Source organism: Acidovorax sp. A1169 (assembly GCF_030704685.1).
Taxonomy (GTDB): domain Bacteria; phylum Pseudomonadota; class Gammaproteobacteria; order Burkholderiales; family Burkholderiaceae_C; genus Acidovorax.
This window is the reverse complement of record NZ_JAUZDX010000039.1, coordinates 1-23676: the sequence shown is the minus strand read 5'-3', so window position 1 is coordinate 23676 and position 23676 is coordinate 1. Positions and strand designations below refer to the sequence as shown.

Annotated in this window: 25 protein-coding genes; 13 read left to right on the top strand and 12 right to left on the bottom strand. The window is 69.1% G+C overall.

What is annotated here, in order from left to right; genetic code table 11:
* Positions 1-109: 109 nt before the first annotated feature.
* The 5 genes from QYL93_RS31090 to QYL93_RS31070 all read left to right on the top strand — a co-directional run bounded on the left by QYL93_RS31090 (position 110) and on the right by QYL93_RS31070 (position 5235).
* Entirely contained in the window at positions 110-583 is a 474-nt protein-coding gene (locus tag QYL93_RS31090; RefSeq protein WP_305747295.1) for a (2Fe-2S)-binding protein, read from the top strand.
* Positions 580-2727, top strand: a complete 2148-nt coding sequence (locus QYL93_RS31085; RefSeq protein ID WP_305747294.1) for a xanthine dehydrogenase family protein molybdopterin-binding subunit — start codon at positions 580-582, stop codon at positions 2725-2727. The genes QYL93_RS31090 and QYL93_RS31085 overlap by 4 nt, the downstream gene beginning before the upstream one ends.
* Before the next feature lie 19 nt (positions 2728-2746).
* Positions 2747-3733 carry a helix-turn-helix transcriptional regulator gene (locus QYL93_RS31080; protein WP_305747293.1) on the top strand — a complete coding sequence of 329 codons (987 nt, stop codon included), beginning with the start codon at positions 2747-2749 and terminating at the stop codon, positions 3731-3733.
* 288 nt (positions 3734-4021) lie between these two features.
* On the top strand, positions 4022-4798 hold the full coding sequence (gene ytfE / locus QYL93_RS31075; RefSeq protein ID WP_305747292.1) for an iron-sulfur cluster repair protein YtfE: 777 nt from the start codon (positions 4022-4024) through the stop codon (positions 4796-4798).
* Positions 4799-4812: 14 nt separating this feature from the next.
* The gene (locus QYL93_RS31070) at positions 4813-5235 is read left to right on the top strand and encodes a group III truncated hemoglobin (RefSeq protein ID WP_305747291.1); all 423 of its coding nucleotides are present in this window, start codon (positions 4813-4815) and stop codon (positions 5233-5235) included.
* Positions 5236-5251: 16 nt separating this feature from the next.
* Here QYL93_RS31070 and QYL93_RS31065 read toward each other — a convergent pair whose 3' ends face one another.
* The 3 genes from QYL93_RS31065 to QYL93_RS31055 all read right to left on the bottom strand — a co-directional run bounded on the left by QYL93_RS31065 (position 5252) and on the right by QYL93_RS31055 (position 6632).
* The gene (locus QYL93_RS31065; RefSeq protein WP_305747290.1) at positions 5252-5890 is read right to left on the bottom strand and encodes a hypothetical protein; all 639 of its coding nucleotides are present in this window, start codon (positions 5888-5890) and stop codon (positions 5252-5254) included.
* 60 nt (positions 5891-5950) lie between these two features.
* The gene (locus tag QYL93_RS31060; RefSeq protein ID WP_164470688.1) at positions 5951-6118 is read right to left on the bottom strand and encodes a LiaI-LiaF-like domain-containing protein; all 168 of its coding nucleotides are present in this window, start codon (positions 6116-6118) and stop codon (positions 5951-5953) included.
* A 70-nt stretch (positions 6119-6188) separates the two neighbouring features.
* Positions 6189-6632 (bottom strand): hypothetical protein, encoded by a 444-nt coding sequence (locus QYL93_RS31055; RefSeq protein WP_305747289.1) that lies wholly within the window; start codon positions 6630-6632, stop codon positions 6189-6191.
* 499 nt (positions 6633-7131) lie between these two features.
* On the opposite strand from QYL93_RS31055, the gene QYL93_RS31050 reads away from it, so the two are divergent.
* The 3 genes from QYL93_RS31050 to QYL93_RS31040 are packed head-to-tail and all read left to right on the top strand — an operon-like array spanning position 7132 to position 12354.
* Positions 7132-8151, top strand: coding sequence for a serine hydrolase (locus QYL93_RS31050; protein WP_305747288.1), 1020 nt, complete (start codon positions 7132-7134; stop codon positions 8149-8151).
* Positions 8152-8193: 42 nt separating this feature from the next.
* Positions 8194-9555 carry an SWIM zinc finger family protein gene (locus tag QYL93_RS31045; protein ID WP_305747287.1) on the top strand — a complete coding sequence of 454 codons (1362 nt, stop codon included), beginning with the start codon at positions 8194-8196 and terminating at the stop codon, positions 9553-9555.
* 15 nt (positions 9556-9570) lie between these two features.
* Positions 9571-12354 carry a DUF6493 family protein gene (locus tag QYL93_RS31040; RefSeq protein WP_305747286.1) on the top strand — a complete coding sequence of 928 codons (2784 nt, stop codon included), beginning with the start codon at positions 9571-9573 and terminating at the stop codon, positions 12352-12354.
* A gap of 114 nt (positions 12355-12468) precedes the next feature.
* Here the strand turns inward: QYL93_RS31040 and QYL93_RS31035 are convergent, their stop codons facing one another.
* The 8 genes from QYL93_RS31035 to QYL93_RS31000 form a co-directional block, all read right to left on the bottom strand.
* On the bottom strand, positions 12469-12924 hold the full coding sequence (locus QYL93_RS31035) for a hypothetical protein (RefSeq protein ID WP_305747285.1): 456 nt from the start codon (positions 12922-12924) through the stop codon (positions 12469-12471).
* Positions 12925-12928: 4 nt separating this feature from the next.
* A complete protein-coding gene (locus QYL93_RS31030; protein ID WP_305747284.1) occupies positions 12929-13348 on the bottom strand; it encodes a hypothetical protein in 420 nt (139 codons plus the stop codon).
* A 74-nt stretch (positions 13349-13422) separates the two neighbouring features.
* The gene (locus QYL93_RS31025; protein ID WP_305747283.1) at positions 13423-13995 is read right to left on the bottom strand and encodes a VOC family protein; all 573 of its coding nucleotides are present in this window, start codon (positions 13993-13995) and stop codon (positions 13423-13425) included.
* Positions 13996-14014: 19 nt separating this feature from the next.
* On the bottom strand, positions 14015-15013 hold the full coding sequence (locus tag QYL93_RS31020; RefSeq protein ID WP_305747282.1) for a zinc-dependent alcohol dehydrogenase family protein: 999 nt from the start codon (positions 15011-15013) through the stop codon (positions 14015-14017).
* Between the two features lie 20 nt (positions 15014-15033).
* Entirely contained in the window at positions 15034-15612 is a 579-nt protein-coding gene (locus QYL93_RS31015) for an amino acid synthesis family protein (protein ID WP_305747281.1), read from the bottom strand.
* A 32-nt stretch (positions 15613-15644) separates the two neighbouring features.
* Entirely contained in the window at positions 15645-16616 is a 972-nt protein-coding gene (locus QYL93_RS31010) for a tripartite tricarboxylate transporter substrate binding protein (protein WP_305747280.1), read from the bottom strand.
* An 83-nt stretch (positions 16617-16699) separates the two neighbouring features.
* Entirely contained in the window at positions 16700-17560 is an 861-nt protein-coding gene (locus QYL93_RS31005; protein WP_305747279.1) for a fumarylacetoacetate hydrolase family protein, read from the bottom strand.
* A 353-nt stretch (positions 17561-17913) separates the two neighbouring features.
* On the bottom strand, positions 17914-18630 hold the full coding sequence (locus QYL93_RS31000) for a GntR family transcriptional regulator (RefSeq protein WP_305747278.1): 717 nt from the start codon (positions 18628-18630) through the stop codon (positions 17914-17916).
* A gap of 34 nt (positions 18631-18664) precedes the next feature.
* On the opposite strand from QYL93_RS31000, the gene QYL93_RS30995 reads away from it, so the two are divergent.
* Together QYL93_RS30995 and QYL93_RS30990 are read left to right on the top strand one after the other, a co-directional pair.
* Positions 18665-19246, top strand: a complete 582-nt coding sequence (locus QYL93_RS30995; RefSeq protein ID WP_305747277.1) for an NADPH-dependent FMN reductase — start codon at positions 18665-18667, stop codon at positions 19244-19246.
* Positions 19243-19653: a nuclear transport factor 2 family protein gene (locus tag QYL93_RS30990; protein WP_305747276.1), complete on the top strand. Its 411-nt coding sequence runs from the start codon at positions 19243-19245 to the stop codon at positions 19651-19653. Before QYL93_RS30995 ends, QYL93_RS30990 begins: the two co-directional genes overlap by 4 nt.
* A 31-nt stretch (positions 19654-19684) precedes the next feature.
* On the opposite strand, the gene QYL93_RS30985 is transcribed toward QYL93_RS30990, so the two are convergent.
* Complete coding sequence (locus tag QYL93_RS30985) at positions 19685-20941, bottom strand: alpha-hydroxy acid oxidase (RefSeq protein ID WP_305747275.1); 1257 nt, start codon at positions 20939-20941, stop codon at positions 19685-19687.
* Positions 20942-21050: 109 nt separating this feature from the next.
* Between QYL93_RS30985 and QYL93_RS30980 the strand changes: the two genes are divergently transcribed.
* The 3 genes from QYL93_RS30980 (at position 21051) to QYL93_RS30970 (ending at position 23406) form a co-directional block, all read left to right on the top strand.
* Entirely contained in the window at positions 21051-21950 is a 900-nt protein-coding gene (locus QYL93_RS30980) for a LysR family transcriptional regulator (protein WP_305747274.1), read from the top strand.
* A 69-nt stretch (positions 21951-22019) separates the two neighbouring features.
* Complete coding sequence (locus QYL93_RS30975) at positions 22020-22229, top strand: hypothetical protein (protein ID WP_305747273.1); 210 nt, start codon at positions 22020-22022, stop codon at positions 22227-22229.
* 160 nt (positions 22230-22389) lie between these two features.
* Complete coding sequence (locus QYL93_RS30970) at positions 22390-23406, top strand: phosphotransferase enzyme family protein (protein WP_305747272.1); 1017 nt, start codon at positions 22390-22392, stop codon at positions 23404-23406.
* Positions 23407-23676 lie beyond the last annotated feature (270 nt).

Below are 23676 nucleotides of genomic sequence, written 5' to 3'. Positions count from 1 at the left end.
ACCAAAGCATGCAACCAGCACAACAACCAACTGGCGCAATTCTTCAAGACGCCACAACCTCCAAGCCAGACACTGCCTCCACACCCACAGCAAACGCCGGAGACAAACCATGCAGCTCACCATCAACGGACAAACCCACCCCGTCCCCGACGGCTGGGAACAAGAACCCCTGCTCTGGCTCCTGCGCGAAACCGCCGGCCTGGTCGGCACCCGCTTCGGCTGCGGCGCAGGCCTGTGCGGCGCCTGCACCGTGCTGGTGGACGGCGAAGCCGCCCGCGCCTGCCTGCTCACCGCACAGGCACTGCAGGGCCGCACCATCACCACCATCGAGGGACTGTCGCCACCAGGCGCTGAACTGCACCCCGTGCAGCAAGCCTGGGTGGCCCACAACGTCCCGCAATGCGGCTACTGCCAGAGCGGCCAGATCATGGGCGCAGTGGCTTTGCTGCGCGCCACGCCACAACCGAGCGACGCGCAGATCGACGCCGCCATGGCCGGCCACCTGTGCCGCTGCGGCACGCAGCGCCGCGTGCGCGCAGCCATCCACCATGCGGCCGGGCAAAGCACAGGAACGCCCTCATGAAGCGCCGCCACCTGCTCGCCGGCACGGGCCTGGCCGCCATCACCGTGGTCTTTGGCGCCGGCTGCTCGCTGGTGCCCGTGATTCCCAAGCGCCCCACGCCGGGCGCCGAGGACGCGCAGGGCTGGATACGGCACGATGCCGACGGCCGCTACACCCTGTGGGTGCCCTGCACCGAGATGGGCCAGCAGATCAGCACCGCGCTGCAGGGCCTGGCCGCCGCCGAGCTGGGCGTAGAGCCCCAGGCCGTGCAACTGCGCCTGCCCGCCACCGGCGACATTGCGCGCGTGCGCGCCACCGTGGGCAGCGCCAGCGTGCAGGACTTTGCGCTGCCACTGGCCCAGGCCTGCGCCACCCTGCGCGAAGCGCTGCTGGCCAACGGCGTTGCTGCGGCAGGCAACACCACGCTGCGCTCCCAACCGCTGCCGGCCCGTGCGCTGCGCAGCTTCCAGGCGCTGGCGCGGGCCGATGCATCGGGGTCGCGGCCTGCGGCACCTCCGGCAGGGCAACTGCACGCCATCGTCACGGGCCAGCCGCTGTTCGCGGGCGATACGCGCCTGCCCGGCATGCTCTATGGCCGGGTGCTGCGCGCGCCGGTCTCGGCCGAGCTGGACTCGCGCCCCAGTGCCATGGACGAAGCCACAGCCCGCGCCGACCCGGCCTGCATCGCCGTGGTGCGCAGCCCGCTGCTGGTGCAGATGAACAGCCTGGGCGTGGGCATCGTGGCGCGCAGCCCGGCGGCGCTGGAGCGCATCGAGGCTGCGCTGGCCGTGCAGTGGCAGGTCGATGGCGATGGCTTCGAAGCTGAGGACATTGCCGCGCGCATCGACATCGACCGGTACCTGGCGCGCGGCGCGCTGCGCCACAGGCCACGCAGCGATGCCATGCCCGAGGGCGGCACCTGGAGCGTGGACCTGCGCATGGACATCCCGCTGGCTGCGCACGCGCCCATTGAGCCGCGCAGCGCCACGGCGGCCTGGCGCCGCAGCAAGGCACAACAGAACGCCCCCGTGCTGCGCGTCTGGGCCGGCACGCAGGACCTGTTCTATGTGCGCGACGTGCTGGCGCGTAACTTCTCGCTCAGCGCAGAGCAGATCGAGGTGCAGGCCTGCCGCGTGGGCGGCGGCTTTGGCGGGCGCACGCTGTGCACGGTGGAGCTCGAAGCCGCCGTGCTCGCCCAGGCCGTGGGTGCGCCGGTCAAGGTGCACTGGAGCCGGGCCCAGGAGTTCGCCCAGGGCTTCCAGCGCCCGCCGTCGAGCCACCGGGTGCGCGCCCGCGTGCACCAGGGCCGCGAACAGAGCCGTGTGACGCACTGGTGGCATGCGTTTGCCAGCAGCCACATCCTCTTCACCCCGGCCGCCATGCCGCCGTGGATGCAGTCCCTGGCCGACTTCGCGGGCGACAGCGGCGTGGCGCGCGGATCGCAACTGGCCTATGCCGTGCCGCAGCAGCGCACCGAGTTCACAGCCCAGCGCCTGCCGGTGCACACGGGCCCCTGGCGCGGCCTGGGCGCGGGCCCCAACACCCTGGTGGTGGAAAGCGCCATGGACGAATGCGCGCGCCATGCCGGCGCCGACCCGCTGGCCTGGCGCCTGGCACACACCAGCGATGCGCGGCTGGCGGCGGCCTTCGAGCGGGTGGCGCGCGAGGCGCATTGGAAAAGCCGCCCCACCAGCGACGCCACCACCCTGCGCGGGCGCGGCATCGCCGGCGGAATCTACAAGGGCGTGAGCTACGCCGCCGCCGTGGCCGACGTGGCGGTGAACCGGGCTACCGGCCAGGTGCGCGTGACGGCGATCTGGTGCGCCCACGACTGCGGCCTGGTGCTGCAGCCCGACGGCGTGCGCGCCCAGACCGAGGGCAACCTGGTGTGGTGCCTGGGCATGGTGCTGCACGAGGAACTGCCCGTGGCCGCATCGCGCGTGGCCGCCACCACCTTTGCCGACTACCCGCTGCCGCGCATGGGCGACGTGCCGCCGCTGCATGTGTACCTGATCGACAGCAGCGCCTCACCCACCGGCGCGGGCGAGACCGCCATGGTGGCCGGGGCAGGCGCCATTGCCAACGCGCTGCGCGACGCCACGGGCCATCGCTTCACGCGCTTTCCGGTGCGTAGCGGCGATGTCTTGCAGGCGCTGAAGGGCTGAGGCCTTCACAATGCCCGGCATGCACAACGACGACTTCGCCAGCGCTGCCATGGTCCGCCTGCTGGTGCGCGCCATGGCCGCGCAGGGGCTGGCGCTGCCGCCCGGCCTGCCCGCGCCCGCCGCTCTGGCCGGCAGCCATGTGCCGCTCGACTGCAAGCGCAGCGTGGTGCACGCGGTGCTGGCCCAGGGCGGCCCGGCCCTGCTGCTGCAACTGGCGCGGCAGGTGCACCTGCTGCGCGATGACCCGGTGTACCGCGCGCTGATGGGCGCCGGTGACGTACCCGCCCTGCTGGCCCGCTGGCAGCGGCTGGAGCGCTACGTGCATTCAGCACACCAGGTGAGCGTGCGGGCCCAGGGCCCGCACAGCCTGCACCTGCAGCACCATGCACACACCGGCACAGACGGCACACCCCAGCCACCCGAAAGCCTGGCCGTGCTGGGCGTGTTGCTGGGCACCTGCGAGGCCCTGGGGGTGACTGGCCTGACGGTGCACCTGGGCGGCAGCGACAGCCCTGCGCTGCCGCTCGCAGCCGGGGCCCACCAGGCGGCCGGGCTGGCCACCGCCATCGCCCAGGGCCATGCCAGCCATTGGGCATTGCACTGGCAGCCCGCCAACGCAGCCGCAGTCTCCGAACCCTCACAGCAGCCCAATCCGCAGGCCACGCTGTGCGACGCCCTGCCCTGGCCGCCCCCGGCCCACCAGATTGCACGGCGCGTACTGCACGACCCGGCGGGCGAGCATCCCGTAGACGAGTTGGCCCAGTCGCTGGGCCAGGCGCGCCGCACCCTGCAGCGCCACCTGGCCACCCACGGCCTGAGCTGCCGCGCCATTGCCACCGAGGCCCGCACCCGCACCGCCGCGAAGTGGCTGCTGGGCACACCCCACGGCATCGCCGAGATCGGGTTTGCCTGCGGCTTTGCCGACCAACCCCATTTCACGCGCGAATTCGCGCGCCAGATGGGCATGACGCCGGCGCGCTACCGGCAGGCGTTCGCAGCGGCATAGGAGCAACCGCCCTGGGCCAAGTACGACACACATGCGAAATGCGGATGGTATGAGATAAGCAACGGGCATCGCTGGCGGCGCTGTTTCCTCCTCAAACAGGCCGGATTCCCACCGCGAAAAATGCCAAAGCTCCATATTGAAAGCGCATACAGCACCGGAAATCTGCGCTCCCATCGGGCCTTATGCCCAGGACAGATCAAAGGGACCACCGGCACCATGGTCAAAATAAAGATTCATTTCAAATACCGCTTAAAATAAACATATCAAATAAATCTTTAAAGGACCGCCATGAATGCCCGTGACACTGCCTCTTTTGCCCACGCCCCTGCTGGCGCGCCCTTTGACCTGCATGCGCAGCGGCCAATCGGTCAGATCGCGGTGCAACTGCCCGGCGCCACGGCGGTTTTCCGGCGCCTGAAGCTCGACTTCTGCTGCGGCGGCCAAGTGAGCCTGGCGCAGGCGGCGGCCGACAAGGGGCTGGATGCCGAGGCGGTGCTGGCCGAACTGGCGCAGCTGCAGCGCGGCGATGCACTGCCCCAGGCGGGTGCCAGTGCCAGCGCGCTCATTGACCTGATCATGACCCGCTACCACGAGGTGCACCGCGCGCAATTGCCCGAGCTGGTGCGCATGGCGCGGCGCGTGGAGGCCGTGCACCGCAGCCACCCCGCCGTGCCCACGGGCCTGGCCGATGCGCTGGAGGCCATGCACGTGGAACTGCTGGAGCACATGGGCAAAGAGGAAGCCGTGCTGTTCCCGCTGCTGCGCGCGGGCGGCAACCCGTTCGTGGGCACGCCCATCGGCGTGATGCGCGCCGAGCACACGGACCACGGTGCCGCGCTGGAGCGCCTGAACGCGCTGACCAATGACACCTCCCCGCCCGAAGATGCCTGCACCACCTGGCGCGCGCTGTACGCCGGCATCGCGCAGCTGGCCGACGACCTGATCGCCCACATCCACCTGGAGAACAACGTGCTGTTCCCGCCGTTCGAGGCCCAGGCCGGCGCCGCCCATGGCCTGGAGGCGGGCGCGTCGGACTGCGCCAGCCCGCGCTGCGGCTGCCATTGAACGGGGGTACCGCCATGACCGAGCCAAGCTTTCTGGAACCCGATGCCGAGAGCATGACCGTGCTGGTACACAGCTTCTATGCCGACGTGCGCGCCCACCCCTTGCTGGGCCCCGTGTTCGAGGCCGCGCTGCACGGCCGCTGGGACGCGCACCTGGCGCGGCTGGTGGACTTCTGGTGCACGGTGGCGCTGGGCGCGCGCAGCTTCAAGGGCGATGTGTTCGGCAAGCACATGGAGCTGACCGGCATCACGCCCGCGCATTTCGCGGCCTGGGTAGGGCTGTGGCAAGAGAACACGGGCCGCCTGTTCGCGCCCGCATTCGCGCAGGAGCTGCAATTGGCGGCGCATGGCATTGCGCGCAATCTGTTCCGCGGGTATTTCGGAGCGGAGCCGGCGTTTGTGGATGCGCGCGACAAGGATGCGGCGCCACACCCCTGAAAGCTGTGGCGGTGGCCTACTCTTCTTGAGGCTGCACCGTCTGCAAGCCACGCTTGACCGCAGCCAGGGTCTTCTCTGGCACCAGCGCATCCGATGAACCCAGTTGGGCGGCCAGCAGCTCCCTGCGCAGCGCCAGCTCGGCCAGGGCCGAGGTCGCGCGGGCCACCGACGCCTTCATGGCGGCTTCGGCCTCGTCGCTCTGGCCAAAGACCGTCTCCATGTGCGCCAGCAGCGCCGGCCTGTCACTGTCTTTGGCGGCCTTCAAGTCAGTCACGGCCTTGGCGCCTTCGCGGTCCAGCGTGTCTGCGTGCAGCGCCTTGCGGCGGGCGTCAAGAAGGCTTTTCACGAGGTTCTGCGCCGCCTTCAGGTACGCCAGCGATGCGACCGCCAACTGGGGCCTGGCCGAGGTGTCGATGCGCTGGACTGCGGCGATGGCGCCATCCAGGGCCAGGGCGGCATCGTCCCCTTTGCTGAACAGCCCTGGCTCGGCCACCCCTTGAAAGTCTGCCAGCAGCTCGGCCCCGGCGCCGGCACGGCTGCTGACGCCCTGGACCAGCGCGCTGACCGCTTCGACCGGCTTCTCGGACGCAAGCGCCCCGCCCCACGCGCCAGCCAGCGCCCACGCCATCGCCAGCGCCACCACGTTCTTACCCATGACCCCTCCCTTGTTGGAGCGGCGATCGTAGCGGACGCAAGCGCCTGCGGCAGGCGTGGCTTACTTTTCCCGGGGCGTGAAGAACAGCGCCACGCCGATGGCGATCAGCGCCAGCGGCCACCAGGTCACCAGCAATTCCTTGAGGCTGATGCTGATGAGCCCCAGGTTGGTGAGCAAAAAGAACACCCCCAGCACGACCAGAACGATGGCAGCGACGTTGCCCTTCATGTGCACTTCCTCCAAGATGGTTGTTGCGGGCCGATGCAGACGGCCTCTGGCACGGATTATGGGGGTTGGCCTATCCCAGGCGACCAGCCGATGCCTGCGCGCGCAGCACCGCCAGGTGCGACCCCAGCACGCAGCAGGCCGGCGTGACAACGATGCCCGCGAGGTTGAACCACAGCGGCAGCTCGCTCCAGAAGGCGCAACCCACCAGCGTGCTCAGCACGCCCACCGCCAGGCCGTTGAAATACGGGTACACGACTGCAATGCGCGCCGCGACATGGCCGCCCAGCACGCTGACCAGCGCACCGAGCACCATGCTCCAGACCAGGTAGCCGTCATCGTCGGCCAGATCGGCCAGGGCCTGGATGATCTGCTCTTCGCTCTGCCCCTCCATGGCCAGCAGCAGGCCCTGCAGGGATACCAGCACCACACCGGCCAGGATGGACAGTGCCAGCAGGAGCGAGGTGCCCACGATGAGGGCCTTGGGGTTGATTCGGTTCACCGTAGACGCTTTCAAGGTTGTTGGCCCGCGTAATGTACTGCGCGCAGGCGCCGCAGGGTACTGCGCGCAGGCGCTGCAGGCTGGCAAGCACACAACGTGCCCGGAAAGGGCATCGAAGTGGCAAGTCCACTGAAACCGAGAAATCGGCTGTGCGCCGGGGTGGCAGCGGGATGCAGCGCAAGGCGCGGGCTGCCGCCAAGGCTGGCCGCCTTGGCAAAGCCCGCAACGCCGCGATGCGCCCGCTGCCACCCCGGCCCGCAGGGTGAGGGCCTGGCAGGGCCGCACTCGTCGTTGCCGTGCTCGCCGGGTGTGCAACCCGGCTGCGCCCAGCGCCTAGATTGCGGCCCTGCCAGACCCTCACGCACAGCCGATTTCTCGGTTTCAGTGGACTAGTATCGGCAGCACCAGGGATCCGATCCGGCACCCTGTTCCACCTGGAGGAAGGCATCCTATGCAAGCGATGGCAAGAATCATCTATGGAGCGTGGCGGTGGGTTGCAGGCATCGCCCTGCTTGTGGCAGGGCAGGCAATCGCCGCCCCGGACGTGGCCCCGGTACCCGGCGCCGAGTGGGAGCGCATCGCCTCGCCCGAGGCGGTGGGCTGGTCCACCCCGAAGCTGGCGTTGGCGCGCGAGCACTCGAAGGGCCTCGACACGGCGGCGGTCATGCTGGTGGTCAACGGCAAGGTGCTCGACGAATGGGGCCGCACGCAGGACCGCTACCACATCCACTCGATTCGCAAGAGCATCCTGAGCGGGCTGATCGGCATCGCGGTGGGCGAGGGCAAGATGCGGCTCGACGCCACCCTGGGCGAGCTGGGCATCGACGACAACGCGCCCGCGCTCACCGATGCCGAAAAGCGCGCCACCGTGGGCGACCTGCTCAAGGCCCGATCCGGTGTCTACCACCCCGCCCTGTACGAGAGCCCCGCCATGGCGGCCGCCCGGCCGGCGCGTGGCAGCCATGCGCCGGGCAGCTTCTGGTATTACAACAACTGGGACTTCAATGCGCTCAACACCATCTACGAAGCGCAGGCCAAAACGGGCTTCTACACCGCCTTCGTAGAGCGCCTCGCCAAACCTCTGCAGATGCAGGACTGGCGCGCGCAAGACGGTGAGTATTTCAGGGGCAATGATTCGATTCACGCCGCCTACCCCATGCACATGTCGGCCCGCGATCTGGCGCGCTTCGGGCTCCTGTACCTGCGCGGCGGGCAATGGGGCGGCAAGCAGCTGATTCCGGCTGCATGGATCCAGCAAAGCCTGCAGTCCTACTCCGATAGAGGGGTGGACGGGGGCTATGGCTACATGTGGTGGGTGGAGGTGGAGGGGCGCCACCTGCCGTCCGTCCGCGTGCCTGCGGGCACCTTTTCGGCGCAGGGCGTTGGCGTGCACCTGGTGGTCGTGGTACCGGCGTACGACCTGGTGGTGGTGCACCGGGTGGACACCGACAACCCCAGGAACCAGGTGAACGATGAACAGTTCGGCCGGCTTCTGAAGATGATTCTCGACGCACGGCTGGCGCCAAAACCCTGACCGCTGGCTCTGCCAGAATCGCCCCGCCACCGCAGCCAACCGATGCTCCAGTTCGCCCACACCTACCGCTATGCCGAGCCCTCGTCCATGGAGGTGGGGGCCGGCGCCGCACCCCACCTGCGCCTGGCCACCTCGTCGCCCGCCGAAGTGCCCCACCCGCATTTCTTCGAGGGCCGGCTGCACCAGCCCCAACTGGCCGCGCAACTGCTGAGCGCAGTGCACCTGCTCGTGGGCTCGCGCTTCTTCACGCCGGCCAACAGCGTGGCCAAGGCCATTGCACTGGCCGACCCGGTGGTCACGGTCGGCAGCGGCATGCTGCGGCTCGAAGGCTTTTCGGCCTGCTGCAGCACCTACATCCGGGTGGACATGGAGCCGGCCGCCTATGCGGGCGACATCGTCGGCAAGGGCACGACCAACATCGACTTCAACGCGCCCATGCGCGCCGCGCTGGCCCAGGTGCGCGATGCCGATGGCCTGGCCCTGTCGGTAGGAGCCGCAGCCTTCACGCTGCACACCGCCGGCGCACAGGTGATCGAGAAGAAGGTGGAGCTGCCCCTGCGCTGGCTGCGTAGCATGGTGGCCGTGCAGAGCTACCAGGCGGCCATGCGCAAGGTCTTCGAGGTCGGTGCCATACCGGCCCTGCGCTTTGTGCGCGGCCTGCCCCGGGCATCGACCAGCAAGACCCCGCTGTGGGTGGTGGCCGGCCCCCAGGGCCTGCGCACCACGGCGCAAAACGATGGCAGCGGCGTACGGTTTACCGACAGCAGCCGCCTGCGCGTGCTCGAGACCCTGCTGCCCAAGGCGCGCAGCCTCACGCTGTTTGCCGACGCGCAGCAGCAGGCCAGCGCCTGGTGCCTGGACTTCGGCGCCATGCGCCTGACCCTGGTGCTCAGCGCCGAGGTGTGGCGCGGCTTCTCGGGCGAGGGCCAGGCCCTGCAGGCGCTGGTGCTGGCCGATGAAGGCCGCCCCGCCAGCGCCGTGCGCGCGCAGTTGCACTGGCAGGACACGCTGCGCAGCGATGCGCTGGCGGCCGCGCTGCAGTGGCCCGTGGCCGATGTGGACCGCGCACTGCAGCTCCTGGGCGCATCGGGCCTGGTGGGCTATGACTTGGTGCACGGCGCCTACTTCCACCGCGTGCTGCCCATGGACCTGGCCCAGCTCGACGACATGAACCCGCGCCTGGCCGATGCCCGTGCCCTGCTGCAGGCCGGCGGCGTGCGCCTGCTGTCCACCACCCCGCTCGATGCCGAAGTGCACAGCGCCGACGTCAGCTACCGCGTGCGCGAGGTGGATGGGATGCTGCGCTGCACCTGCCCCTGGTTTGCCAAACACCAGGGCGAGCGCGGGCCGTGCAAGCATGTGCTGGCCGCCTTTGCTGCGCAGGCAGCAACCCCTTCACACTGAACCGTATCCGGACCCATGCACGACAACGACGAAGACAACGCCACCGGCGGCAGCGAACTCGAACGGCACATCCTCGCGGGCGATCTCGGCGCCGTGATGGACTGCATCGATGCCGCAGACGAGGCCGAACGCAAGGCGATGCGCCGCGCCGTAGAGCGCCTGATATCGCGCCGGTGGCAGCTGCTGCGCGCCGGCCCCGACAGCCCCCTCAGCGTGGACGGGCGCACGGACAAGGAGCGCGCCAACCGGCTGTTTCGCGCGACCGAGCTGGCGCGCTTCCTGTGCGCCGACGAGCAGCCGGCCTGCGACTACTGGCAGCACATCGGCATCCAGGACATCGCGGCCTACAGGGCCCGCTATGCGCCTGCGCCGTCCGCCGTGCCCATCGCCACGCAGCTGCGCGGCGAACACCAGTGGCACTACCCCAACCACATCCACCGCGCCATTGTCGCCGGCCTGGTGGAGCGCCCCGAGACCGAGGAGTACTTCGACGCCCTGTTCTTCGGCGACCTGCGCGGCGAGTCGAACCTGGTGCTCAAGCATGTGGATGCGGACCCGGGCATTGCGCCGCATCTGCTGAAACTGTTCGAGCGCGAAGGCAGCTCCGACGGCAGCTTTGCCGCGCGCGAAAAGTATTGCCACGACCCCGAGCTTTACTGGAGCCACGCCTTCCTGACCCTGTGCGAGCGCGGCGTGTACACCCGAGCGCAACTGCTCGACAAGACCCTGGGCGCGCTGGCCTGCGACTGGCCGCAGTTCAAGTCGGGCTGGTTCTCGCGCTTTCACGAACAACTGGCACCCACGGTGGACGAGATGGCGCTGCAGGCCGACCGCTACCTGGCCCTGTGCCACAGCCGCATCGCGCCCACCGCAGGCATGGCGCTGCAGGCCGTGGCCGCGCTGCACAAGGCCGGGCACGTGCCGGGCGATGCCGTGTGCGACGCTGCGGTGCCTGTCGCATCGGCCACCGTCAAGGCACAGGTGCTGGCGGCGCTGGAGCTGCTGGGCCTGGTGGCGAAGGGCGATGCCGGGCTGGCCCACCGCGCCAGCGGCATCGCCGCACAGGCCCTGGCACACACGGCGGCGGATGTGCAGAAGAAGGCCATCGCCTTCCTCACCACCTTGGGCCTGGACGAAGCCGGCCAGGAGCTGGCGCGCAGCTACCTGCCCTTTGTCTCGGCCGTGAACCGGCCGGCGCTGGCCAGGCTGGTGGGCGAGGCCGAGGCAGCGCAGCTTGCTGCGCCCCCTGTGGCCACCGATCCCACAAACGCGCCCCGCCCGGTCTCGCCGCTGGACGCAAGTCGCGCCCTGCCCCCGCTCGACCAGATCCCCGATGTGGTCGAGCGCATGGCCTATGCGCTGGAGAACCCCGCCGACGTGGACGAATGGGAGCGCGTGGCCGGGGCGCTGGTGCGGTTGGCACCCATCGCGGACGCAGACAGAGCCGCCTTCCTCGCGCTGCAAAAGCGCGCCCGCAAGCTGGAATGGCCCAGCAAGCCCCTGCCCTTTGCGCTGGCTCGCGTGATGGCCGCTGCGGTGGATGGCGAGGGCACGGCTGAGGATGTGATGGTGGTGCCCGGCAATGCCCCTGCGGGCGCGCAGCACTTCATCGGCCCGCGCGTGCAGGGCCTCATCGCCCAGGCGCTCGCGGGCCACGGCCTCACGCCCCTGTCCACACCCACGCACCGGGGTGGCTTCATCGACCCGCGGCAACTGGTGCAGCGCATCCAGGCGCAACGGCACGCCGGGGTCACGCCCCCCCTGTCCGAACAGGTGCTGGCACTGATGCGGCTGGTGCCCGCGCAGATGGACACGGATGCGGCCCGTGCCGCACTGGCCGAGGCACAGGGCATCAAGAGCCAGGACCCGCTGGTGCAGGCCCTGCGCTACGCAATGGGCGATGGCGGTGTCGAGGTACCCCAGGATGCAGCGGCACGCCCCCTGTTCCTGGCCGCGGCGCGCATCCGCTCCCCGCATGCGGACGACGCCCCCACGCTGGCCGCCTACGGCGACCTGGGCCCCGGCGGCCCGCTGCACCCTCGCCTGGGCTGGCATGTCTTGAGCCGCAGCACCGAGTACGGCTACACCTTCCACCACCTGTACCTCACACACCAACCCACGCTGCAGCCGCAGGAGCACTCGCAGCCCCACCACACCGCCCTGGCCCTGTGCGCCAAGCACCTGGCCGACACGCGCTGGAGCATCGAGCACGAGGCTGCCCACATCCGCTTTGTAGCCAGCCTGCTGCCCTCGGGCCTGGAGCCGCTGTTTGCCGAAGCCGCAAACACCATGGGCAACAACGTTGACTGGGACGAGGCCCAGTGGCAGAACCGCGCCTACCTCGACCTGCTGCTGGAACCCACCACCCCGCTCACCCCCATGGCCTTGCTGCTGCTGGCCGTGGCCCTGGCGGGCAAGGAGCCCGGACAGACGGCTCTGGCAGTGGACGCGCTGGTGCTGGGCGTGCAGGACGGCCGGCTGGACACCACCGCCCTGGGCGACACACTGGCCCGCCTGTGGGCCACGCCCCTGGTCAAGGGCCCGCGCTATGCCAGGAGCCTGGCGGCCGCAGCCCAGGCCCATACGGCCATGCCAGCGGCGGTGTTTGCGCTGCTGTGCGCCATGGTGCAAGAGCCCATGACCACCTGGCGCAAGGACCAGGCCCCCTTGCTGGAATTGTTGCTGGAGCTGCACTTGGCGCATGGCCTGGCCCTGCCCGACAGCACCCGGACCGTACTGGCGGCGATGAAGCTGGGCGGCAAGGGCAAGACGGCACAGCAGCAGTTGCTGGGCAAGTAAATACGCGTTCATACGGATTGGCATTCGACCGCATAGCTAGGCGGGAAGCCGCAGACAGTGCTGTAGCACGGCAAGGCGAACCAACGACGCTAGACGGTTGAAGGCGAATCCGTATCAGCCGTAGCGCAGGCCCGCGCTGGCCGCAAACCCCTTGGGATCGAACCGGCTCCAGGCCGTGCCCCAGGGAAAAGCCACGTCACCGTTGCCGAAGTGGCGGCCCAGCTGCTTGCCCAGGGCCTGGCGCACGAAGGCGATCTCGTTGTCGATGGCCTTCTGGGTGGGCCAGCCGTCCTCTTCCTCGGCGCCGGGCAGGCCCACGCCGATGAGCACCATGTTCAGGAGCCCTTCGTGAAAGCCCAGCGACAGCCAGCAGGGCTTGGCGCCCAGGTCGAAGCCGTGCAACGACAGCCAGGCGTAGCTGTTGCCATGCTCATGCGAGCCGCCAAAGTATTCGGCAAGCAAGGCCTGCACATCCTGCCTGCGCAGGCCCTTGCCCACCACCCGCCCCGAGGGCTGCAGCGCCAGGCTGCCATCGGCGGGGTAGATCTCCAGGCGCTCGTGCTGCGGCATGCGCTCACCGGCCGCGCCGCGCCACCAGCCAGCCCCCGAACCAGCAGCCCGCCACGGTGAAGAACGCATTGGCCAGGTCGAACCACCAGTCCCAGCCCGAGCCCGTGCCGATGGCCAAGCCGATGGAGATGGCGGTGAGCAGGGCCGCCACCACCAGGTTGTTGGCGTAGGGGTGGGCCGGTGCCAGCCGCGCCGTGACATAGCCGCCCGGTATGCACATGGCCCCGCCCGCCAGCAGCAGTGCCAGCGTGCCCAGGTTGCCATCCAGGAACTCGGTGACCGCCTGCGCCATCTGCGCGTCGCCACCCCCTTGCGACTGGAACCACCACGAGGCCAGGTACCACAGCCCATAGGCAATGGCGGGGAGCAGCACCAGCATCAACACGACGCCGGCAAGAATGGCTTTGAAACTGAATCGGTGCACGAACGACATCCTTTGCCACGTTGAGGTGGCCCGATGGTACGCGCAGCCAAAGTCCGTTGGCAGGCTGCAGGCATTCAGCCCGGCGCAGATCCCCCAGCCTGCTGCAGGGCCTGGCGGCGCTGGGCGAAGCGTGCCGCCCATTCCGAGACAGGCATGAAGCTCGGATCGGTGCGCACCACGCGCTCGGTCTGGGCCCAGATGGCCTCGTCGTCCTGGTCCAGGTCCAGCGGGTCGCCGTGGGGCTGGCTCACGTACCAGGGGGTGTCCAGGTACACCTCCACGGTGTTGTCTTCGGGGTCCATGCAGTAGATGGAGATCGCGTTGCCGTGGTTCAGGCCGCGCATCTTGGTCGCGCCCAGGGCCAGGGCACGGCGGCGCGCCTCGCGCAGGTGGTCGATGGTCTGGACCTTGAAGGACAGCTGCATCACCGTGCTGGGCGATTCGGCCACGCGCCCGCCGGCCAGCACCAGTTGGTGGTGCTGGTCGTCGCGCCCGCTCAGGAACACGATCTCGAAGCGGAAGGTGACGCCCTCGCCCCGGTCGGTCTCCTGCATGTCGAACACGCCGGTGTAAAAGCGTTTCATCACCTCCAGGTCGCGGCAGAAGATGCCGCAGTGCGAGAGGTTGGCGCTGTAGGGTGGGTTCATGGTGGCGGCCTCCATGGGGTCAGGGGATGAGGACGAGCTTGCCCAGCGTGCCACCGCTGTCCAGCAGCTCGTGCGCCTGGCGGGCCTGCGCCAGCGGCAGGCGCATGGCGCGCGGTGCGCGCACCTGGCCGCTGGCCATGAGCGCAATGGCCTGCTCCATCAGGCCACGGCGCTGTGCGATGTCAGCATCCACCGCGTGGATGGAGAAGGTGCGGATGGCCAGGCTCTTGGCCAGCAGCTTGCGCAGCTCGTCGAACACGTCGCTCGACGGCGGGCCGGCGAGGATGTTGTACGACACCGCCATGCCCGAGGGCGCCAGCGAGCGCAGGCAGGCGATGAAGAGCGCCGCGCCCACATGGTCGAAGGCCAGGTCCACGCCCCGCCCGCCGGTGAGCTCCATCACGCGCTGCGGCAGGGCTTGCACGTCATCGCCATGGACGAGGTCGGTGACTCCGTTCTCCAGCGCAAAAGCGCGCTTTTCCGGCGTGGAGGCGGTGCCGATCACGCGCAGCCCGCGCGAGCGCGCCACCTGTGCCAGCGCCGTGGCCACGCCGCCGGCCGCGCCAGGCACCAGGATGGCCTGCGCCGGCAGGTTGCCGTTGCTCGCCAGCAGCGCCAGCGCGAGCTGGAAGTTGCCCAGGCTCACCGCGTCGTCGAAGCCAATGCTGGCGGGCAGCACGAAGGGCACGGCCTGGTCCACGCAGATGGCCTGCACGTAGCAGCCGCCGCGCTGGGGCAGCTCGCGCGCGCTGACCAGCACGCGGTCGCCAATGGCCAGACGGCTGGCGCCAGGGCCCACGGCGTCCACCACGCCGGCCAGCTCATTGCCGGGCACGGCGGGCAGCGGGGGCATCCATTTGTAGGTGCCGTTGCGGATCAGCACGTCCGGCCCGCCCGCGCCGATGGCGTGGGCGCGCACGCGCACTTCGCCGGGGCCCGGCTGGGGTTCGGGCAGGTCCACGAGCGACAGCACCTCGGGGCCGCCGGTGACCTGCAGCTGCACGGCCTTCATCGTCATGGTGGTGTGTGCCGCCATGCTCAGCGCTGCCCGTCGTGCACGGAGACCTGCTCGCGCGTGAGCCCGCCCAGGCGCGAGTGGACGCGCCCGCCATCGGCCATCACCAGCGCGAACAAAATCTCGTTGGGGCGCGGCGCGTCCTGAATGCCCACCTCGGTGCTGTTGAAGTGGCTGCGCACATAGGCCGCATGGATGTAGTGCAGCGGCACCATCAGCCGGTAGCCCGTGGCCGCCACGGCCTTGGCCGCCGGCACGATGGCCTTGGGCTCGCCCAGCACCTGGCGCATGGCCCAGCCGCCCGCCTCGTGCCAGACCGCGCCGTGCTCCAGCTCGCCGTTGACACCGACGATGGCCGCCTTGCTGTAGGCCTGCACGTTCTCCTTGCCCAGGGTGTCCACCAGCTCCTGCGCCAGCAGGGTGCCCAGGCTGCGCAGCTCGGCCATGAAGGGCAGCAGGTCCGGTTCGTAGCGGCCGGCATAGGGGTTGTGGATCACCGCGCAGGCTGCGGCCACGCGCAGCGGCTGCTGCGCTGGCGGGCCGCCTTCGTGGTAGATGGTCTCAATGCTGAGGCTGCGTTTGCGGATGGCGATCAGAGTCATGCGAAAAGTCTTTCCGTGAATTTTTCAAGCGTTCATTGTTTCGGTATCTTGGCATCGGCCACCACCTGCTGCCACTTTTCGATCTCGTGGCTGACCATGGCCTTCATCTCTTCGGGCGTGCTGCCGCGCGCTTCGCCGCCCATGTCCTCCAGCCGCTGGCGCACGGCGGGCGCCTGCAGCGCGCGCAGGGCCTCGGCGTTCAGGCGCTCAACCACGGCCCGGGGCGTGCCGGCCGGTGCCATCAGGCCGGCCCACGAGCGCACGTCGTAGCCGGCCACGCCCTGCTCGGCCACGGTGGGCACGTTGGGCAGGCCCGGCCAGCGCTGCGGGCCGGTGGTGGCAATGGCGCGCAGCTTGCCCGCCTGGATGTTGGCCATCACCGCCGTGGGCGGCGCGATGATGAAGGGCACATCCCCCGCCAGCAAGGCGGTGAGCGAGGCGGCATCGCCCCGGTAGGGCACGTGCAGCAGGTCCACCCGCGCCAGCCTGGCCAGCAGCTCGCCCGCCAGGTGGTGGGTGGATCCCACCCCCGCCGTGCCATAGGCCACCGTGCCGGGCGCTGCCTGTGCGTTGGCGATCACCTCGCGCAGCCCCTGCACCTTGGCGCTGGCGTTGACCACCACCAGAAAGGGGAAGTAGGTGACGGTGGAGACCATCTCGAAATCGGCCACCGACTTGTAGGGCAGCGTGTTGTACAGCGCTCCCGCCACCGCATGGCCACCGGTGGCCAGCAGCAGCGTGTAGCCGTCGGGCTTGGCGCGCGCCACGGTGGTGGCGGCAATGGTGCCGCCCGCGCCGGACTGCGCTTCCACCACCACGGACTGGCCCAGCGCCCGGGCCATCTCCATGCCCACTGCGCGGGCGATGGCGTCGGCATTGCCGCCGGGCGCAAAGCCCTGGTAGAGCTTGATGGCCCGCTCCGGGTAGGCCTGGGCCAGGGCCGGCAACGCCGGCCACGCAACGGCAGCTGCACTGCAGGCAGCCAGCAGGTGTCTTCTGTTCATGGTGTTTGTCTCCATGGGCGGCGGCCGCGTGGGGCTTGGCTCTACCCTTGCGTGGTGAATGGGTGAATACAGGTGGGCCGTGCTCAGCCCTGGGCGACCACCGGGTTGCGCAGCAAGCCGATGGCCTCGATCTCCACCTCCACCACATCGCCGGGCTTCATGTACTGCGGGGGCTTCTTGCTCCAGCCCACGCCGGCCGGCGTGCCGGTGATGATCACGTCGCCGGGCACCAGCGTGAAGATGGTCGATGCATAGGCGATGAGGCGCGGGATGGAGAAGATCATGTGGCCCGTGTGGCTGGACTGCACCACGGCGCCGTTCAGCCGCGTCTCCAGCTTGAGCTCGCGGCCAGGGGCGATCTCGTCGGCCGTCACCATCCAGGGGCCAAAGGCGCCGGTGGACTCGAAGTTCTTGCCCGATGCGATCTGCTTGGCATGGAACTGCCATTCGCGCACGCTGGCATCGTTGTAGCAGCTGTAGCCTGCAATGTGCGCCCAGGAGTCGGCCTCGCTGATGTCGCGCCCCTCCTTGCCGATGATGACGGCCAGCTCGCCCTCCCAGTCCAGCGACTCCGACACGTGCGGCCGCACGATGGGGCCCTGGTGCGGCGTCTGCGAGCGCCAGACGCGCAAAAAGATCGGCGGCTGCTCGGACAGCTCGCGGTGCATGCCGGCGGCCAGCACCTCCTGGTGGTGGTCCATGTAGTTGCGCACCGCGCAGACGATCTTCTCGGGGCGGGGGATCACGGGCAGGTACACCACGTCGGCCAGCTTCGCATCGGCACCCAGCCCGGCCACCAGCGCATCGCGGCGCGCGAAGTCGGGGCTGGCGATGAAGTCGGCCAGCGTGGCGTGGCCCGTGCGTGCCGCCAGTTCCGCCACGCCATCGTCGACGACAACGCCCCAGGTTTCACGGCCGGTGATCGAGTAGGACATCAGTTTCATGGGTTTCCTTCAAGGGATGGGAGAGGTGAATGGAAAGGCGACCCGAAGTGAATGCTTCCAGCCGCACGACTTGGTGCATGAAGTTATTTTTATGCATAAAACACCGTAAATGCATAGTGGTTTACACCAAGCACAAAATTGAAGAGGCACGAAAAGGCCTGCCAGAGGGCGGTGCCGCAGGCGATCAAGAGGGTGAAAGTTGGCTGGGGGATGCGGCAGCTTGACCCTCTCCTGCGGGCGCCAGGCAGGCAGGGGCGAACCCGCAGCGGCGTGTCGCCTGGTCTGCGTGGATGCGGATACGGGTTACAGGTCGCCGAGTGCCGGGCGAGGTGGCCCCAGGAGGGGCCGCGGGCTCAGCCCACCTGCTGCTCGACCTGGGCCAGCACGGCCATCACATTGCGCTGGGTGCTCAGAATGTGCTCTTCGAGCAGCGCGCAGGCCGTGTCCGTATCGCGCCGCAGGGTGGCGTCCATGAGCTTGCGGTGTTCGTTGGACTTGTGCTTGAAGCTCTTGCGAAAACGCGCGGAATAGCGCCGATACCGCTCTGCCTGGTCGAACAGGCTGGCACTCATCGCGCGCAGCCGTTCCGAAGGGCTGGCGGAAATCAGCGCCATATGAAAGGCGGTGTGCAGGTCGGTCCAGCCCTCGTCCAGGATGGCGGGGCCATTGCCCAGGCGGCTCTCCACCTTTTCAAGCCGGTGGAAGGCCCCCACCACCGAGGCCTCCCACGCATCGTCGCCATGGGCGATGGACTCGCGCAGCGCCTGCACGTCCAGCATCACGCGCATGCGGGTGATGTCGGCCAGGTCTTCTTCCGAAATCGCCGCCACCCGAAAACCGCGCCGCTCGTCGGAACGGATCAGCCCCTCCTGGGCCAGGCGGCTCAGGGCCTCGCGCAGCGGGCTGCTGGAAAAACCATACGCCGTCTGCAACTCGTCGAGCTTGAGCTTGGCACCGGCACCGTAGGTACCGCTGAGCACATCGTGGCGCAGTTGTGCAAACGCCTGGTCAACCAGGGGCGGTGTGCGCGTGGGCGTTTCTTTTTTGTACATGTTTTGAATTTTATGCATAAACTCAAGCCATTGAAAGAAGGAGCAAACCCCAGTGACCGCCAACCCGAACGCCGCCCCCCTCCGCCTCGTTGCCATATCGGGCAGCATCCGCCGCGCATCGCACTGCACGGCCGTGCTGCGCAGCCTCACGCCGCTGTTGCCCCCCGCAGTCACGCTGGAGCTGTTCCCCCTGGATGACGTGCCCATGTACAACGCCGACCTCGATAGCGACAGCCCGCCCGCCGCCGTGGCGCAGCTCAAGGCTGCCATCGCGGGGGCCGACGGCCTGGTGATCTGCTCGCCCGAGTACAACTACGGCATCCCCGGCGTGCTCAAGAACGCCATCGACTGGGCATCGCGTCCGGGCTTCGCCTCGCCGCTCAAGGGCAAGCCGGTGCTGGTCATGACCGCATCGCCCGGCACGGCCGGCGGCGTGCGCGCGCAGGCCCAGATCCGTGACGCCCTGGCCGCCACGCTGGCCCGGCCGCTGGTGCGCCAGCACATCGCCATCGCGGGCGTGGCCACCCGCATCCAGGACGGCCGCCTGGTGGACGAGCCGACCCTGGGCTTCATCCAGGCTGGCCTGGTGGACCTGCTTGGCGAGATCCGCTGGCTGGCCCAACGACCCACATGACATCCGACACCCACCTCCCCGGCAACACCGAATCCCTGCTGCTGGACCTGGAGGCCCAGCGCTGCAATGCCATGAAGCGCGCCGACTTTGCACGGCTGCGCGAGATCCTGCACCCCGGCCTCACCCACGTGCATGCCAAGGGGAAGACGGACGACTACGACGGCTATTTCCGCTCCGGCGGCACGCATGTCGATTACCAGCAGATCGACCGGTCCGAGCTCCAGGTGCAGGTGCTGGGCACCAGCGCCGTGATGACCGGCAGGCAACTGCTGGTGGCGGTGCGCAAGGACGGCACCGGCACCGTGCGCATCGACTCGCGCGTGCTTCAGGTGTGGACGCAGGAGGATGGCGGCGCCTGGCGGCAGATCGCGTTCCAGACCACGCCGCTGGAGATGAGCATCACCTGACCATCACCCCGGTGGTCAGCACAGCACCGGTTCAGACGGCGGGGCTGGCCGGGCCCGCCAGCGGCCAGGGCGAGCGCCGGTCCATGAGGTGCTGCGGCCCCAGGTCGGCACAGCAGGTGGCGCCCAGCATCGCCAGGTTGCGGTCCAGCTCAGCGCGCAGCAGGCCGATGGCGGCGCTGACGCCCGCCTCGCCATCCACGGCGGCGGCGTAGTTGAACGGGCGGCCCACGAAGACCGCCTGCGCGCCCAGCGCGAGGGCCTTGGCCACGTCGGTGCCGCGGCGGATGCCGCCGTCGAGCATCACCACCATGGCACTGCCGGCCTGCTCGGCAATGGCGGGCAGCACGCGCAGCGGGGCCACGGCGCCATCGAGCTGGCGGCCACCGTGGTTGCTGACGATGATGCCGTCCACCCCGTGCTGGCGCGCAAGGACCGCATCGTGCGGGCTGAGGATGCCCTTGACCACCAGGGCCCCGCGCCACTGGCTGCGGATGCGTGCGATGTGGCTCCAGTCGAAGTGGTCGCGCCCCGAAAAGTCGCGCTGCACGCGCGACGACAGGATGGGCGCACCCCGCTCGGCAAACGAGTTCTCGAAATGCGGCATGCCATGGCGCACCAGCGTGCGCAGCAAGGTGCCCGCCAGCCAGCGCGGGCGCACCAGCCCATCCCACGCCAGGCGCAGGCTGGGGCGCAGCGGGGTGGAAAAGCCCGCGCGCAGGTTGTTCTCGCGGTTGCCGGCCACAGGGATGTCCACCGTGACCACCAGGGTCTGCACACCGGCTGCAGCCACGCGCTGCAGCAGCGCATCGATGCGCTCGGGCTTGCCGGGCAGGTAGGCCTGGAACCAGGTGCCGGGGGCCGCTGCCATCACCTCCTCCAGCCGGATCAGCGAGCTGCCGCTTTGCACTGCCGGAATGCACGCCGCGGCCGCTGCCCGCGCCAGCACCACATCGCCCCGGTAGGCAGACAGCGCCGCGATGCCCATGGGCGCGATGCCGAAGGGGCTGGCGTAGCGGGTGCCGAACAGCGTGACACCTTGATCGCGCTGCGCCACGTTGCACAGCACACGCGGCACCAGCGCCAGTTCGTCGAAGGCCTGCCGGTTGTCGGCCAGGGCGCGGTTGTCCTCGGTCGCGCCAGCGATGTAACCAAAGATCGGGCGCGGCAGCACGCGGCGCGCGGCGGCCTCGAAGTCGCCGAGCGAGAGCAGGTCGCGCGTGCGCCCGCTGCGGCGCGTGCCGTCGAAGGCTTGCCAGGGGTTGATGGCGGGGGCGGCAGAAGTGGACATCGCGGGAGTTCCATGGAAATGAGGACCGAAAGACAGTGTCTTGCATTAGCATTCCGCAAGAAAGCGAATTTAGAAGAATCACTTTGTTCGCTAAATAGAAACAAAATCCATGACGCTCAAGCAACTCGAAGCCTTCTACTGGGCCGCCACCTGCAGCAGCTTTGCCCTGGCCGCAGAGCGCGTGCACCTGTCGGTTTCGTCCCTGTCCAAGCGCATCGCCGAACTGGAGGCATCGCTGGGACAGGTGCTGTTCGACCGCGCCGGCCACCGCGCCGCGCTGACCGAGGCCGGCACGCGCCTGGTGCCCCTGGCCGGCGCCCTGCTCCAGCAGGCCGACCTGGTGCACCAGGCCATGGGCGCCACCGCCGGCCTGCGCGGCCCCTGCCGCCTGGGTGTGGGCGAGCTCACGGCACTGACCTGGCTGCCGCGCCTAGTGGCGGCCATCGCCAGCGCCCACCCCGACCTGGAGGTGAGCGTGCATGTGGACGTGGGCGCCGCCCTGGCCGAGCGGCTGGACAAGGGCGAGCTCGACGTGGCGGTGATCGCCGGGCCGGCGAGCCGCAACGCACTCACTTCGGTGCCCATCGCGCAGGCCGCCTTCACCTGGTGCGCCAGCCCTGCGGTGGCTGCGGGGCTGGCGGCCATGGATGCCAACGCCCTGCAGGCCCACCCCCTGGTCAGCCTGCCCCAGGGCTCGGGCGTTACCCACCTCATCGACGACTGGCTGCGCCAGGCCAGCGCGCAACCCGCACGCCGCCTGTTCTGCAACCACTGGGGCGCCATCGCTGGCCTGCTGGCGCACAGTGGCGGTATCGGCCTGCTGCCGCAGGGCTGGGCGCGGGCGCTGTTCGAGCGCGGAGTGTTGCAGGAACTGCCCAGCCCCGTGCCGCTGGGGCTGCTGGACTACGCGCTGCACCACCGGCGCGATGACCTGCGGCCGCTGGTGGGAGCGCTGCGGGAGATGGCGGTGCGCGAGGCGGACTTTGCGGTGGTGGGGAGTGTGTTTTGAAGCAAGAAGCAAGCAGCGACGGCAGCCAGCTACAGCGCCCTTACATCGCTAGGGCTGTGTCTGGATGGCGTGCACAACCATCTCGGCACCATCAAGGTCAATGGACTTTCGCCAGACATGCTTCTTGTTGTCAACCGCACTGAAATCGCCCCGGTATGCCTTGTGGGCAAGTTGCGTCTTGAGAGAGGGGCCCAGATTCGGCACCGCATCAACCCAGGAAATGAATCCCCGAAAGTTGCTGTGGCTGCTCTGCGCGATGTGGGTCGCGCCCTTGAATGAAATGACGTAGGTATACAGAGGCATTGGCAAGCTGATTGAGTTGGAGGCAGTAAGGCTCTAGCGATCTTGTCACCCAACCCACGGCAGCGCAATCCTGCAACAGACCTCCGCTGCGACTTCAGGCAGAATCCCCGGCCCTCCACGCCACAGGCTCTGCCCCATGACTGCCCCGACGACCATCGACATCGCCCAGTCCACCCCTACCGGCGGCGCCATTGCCCGCATCGTGATGGCGCACTACGCCCTGGGCGACGTGGCCCACTGCGTGCTGATGCGGCGCGGGTACAACCAGGTGTACGAGCTGCGCTTTGCCGATGGCCGGCAGGCCGTGGCGCGGCTGTGCGTCGACCGCCCGCGCGGCGCACCCAATACGGCCTACGAGACGGCGATGCTATGGCACCTGAAGGCCGCAGGCGCCCCTGTCGCAGCGCCCCTGGCCGCGCGTGATGGCGCGGCCAGCATCGACCTGCCGCTGCCCGAGGGGCCACGCCCGCTGGTGCTATTCGAGCACCTCCCGGGCGAATGGCCGGGCGAGTCGGTGCCGGACACCGAGGCCACAGGCCGAGGCCTGGCCTTGCTGCATGAATTGGCGCAGGGCTACGCGGGCCCGCCCAGCCTGTACCAGCTCGACCTGCCCGACCTGCTGCGCGCGCCGCTGCAGCAACTGTGTGCGGCACCCGCGATGGACGACGGCCTGCGCGCCGACTACACAGCGCTGGCCGAGCGCCTGGACGAGCGCATCACCGCCCTGCTGCCCACGCTCACCCGCGTGGCATGCCATGGCGATTGCCACGGCGCCAACAACTTCATGAGCGATGGGCCGGATGGCACCCGCGTGGCCTCGTTCTTCGACTTCGACGACACCGGCCCTGGGCTGTTGGCCTATGAGCTGTGTGTTTATTTGTGGAACAACCTGCCGCGCAAGGTGGACGGTGTGCTCGACGAGGCCGGGCTTATGCGCTGGCGCCACTACCTGGCGGGCTACCGCAGCGTGCGTCCGCTGGCCCAGGCAGACGTCGATGCGATTGCCGCCTTTCTGACCGTGCGGCAGTTCTGGATCATGGGCGAGACGGCCGGGCGCTATGCCACCTGGGGCACGCAGACCATGCCGACAAGCCAACTGCGCAGAGTGCTCAAGATCATGGAGTATTGGGCGTCGTTCAAGACGCCGGAGTGAGCTGCAACGGCGTGCGGGCCTGTCAATCGAGCGGTGCGCCCGCATCCGTCACTGCCTGCCATCGCTTCTTCATCTCGCTTGCGGGACGTTATGGCACGGTGGTGGTGATGGTTGTTGCGTGCTTTGGTGGAGGGCGGAGGCCGGGGTGTGCGCCCGGCGGCGCAGTAACTTTCTCTTGCGTCGCCAAGAGAAAGTCACCAAAGAGAAGGCGACCCCGCTGCCCGTGTCCCCCTCGCACTCCGTACGAGGGGGCAGCCTGCGATGCTCGGC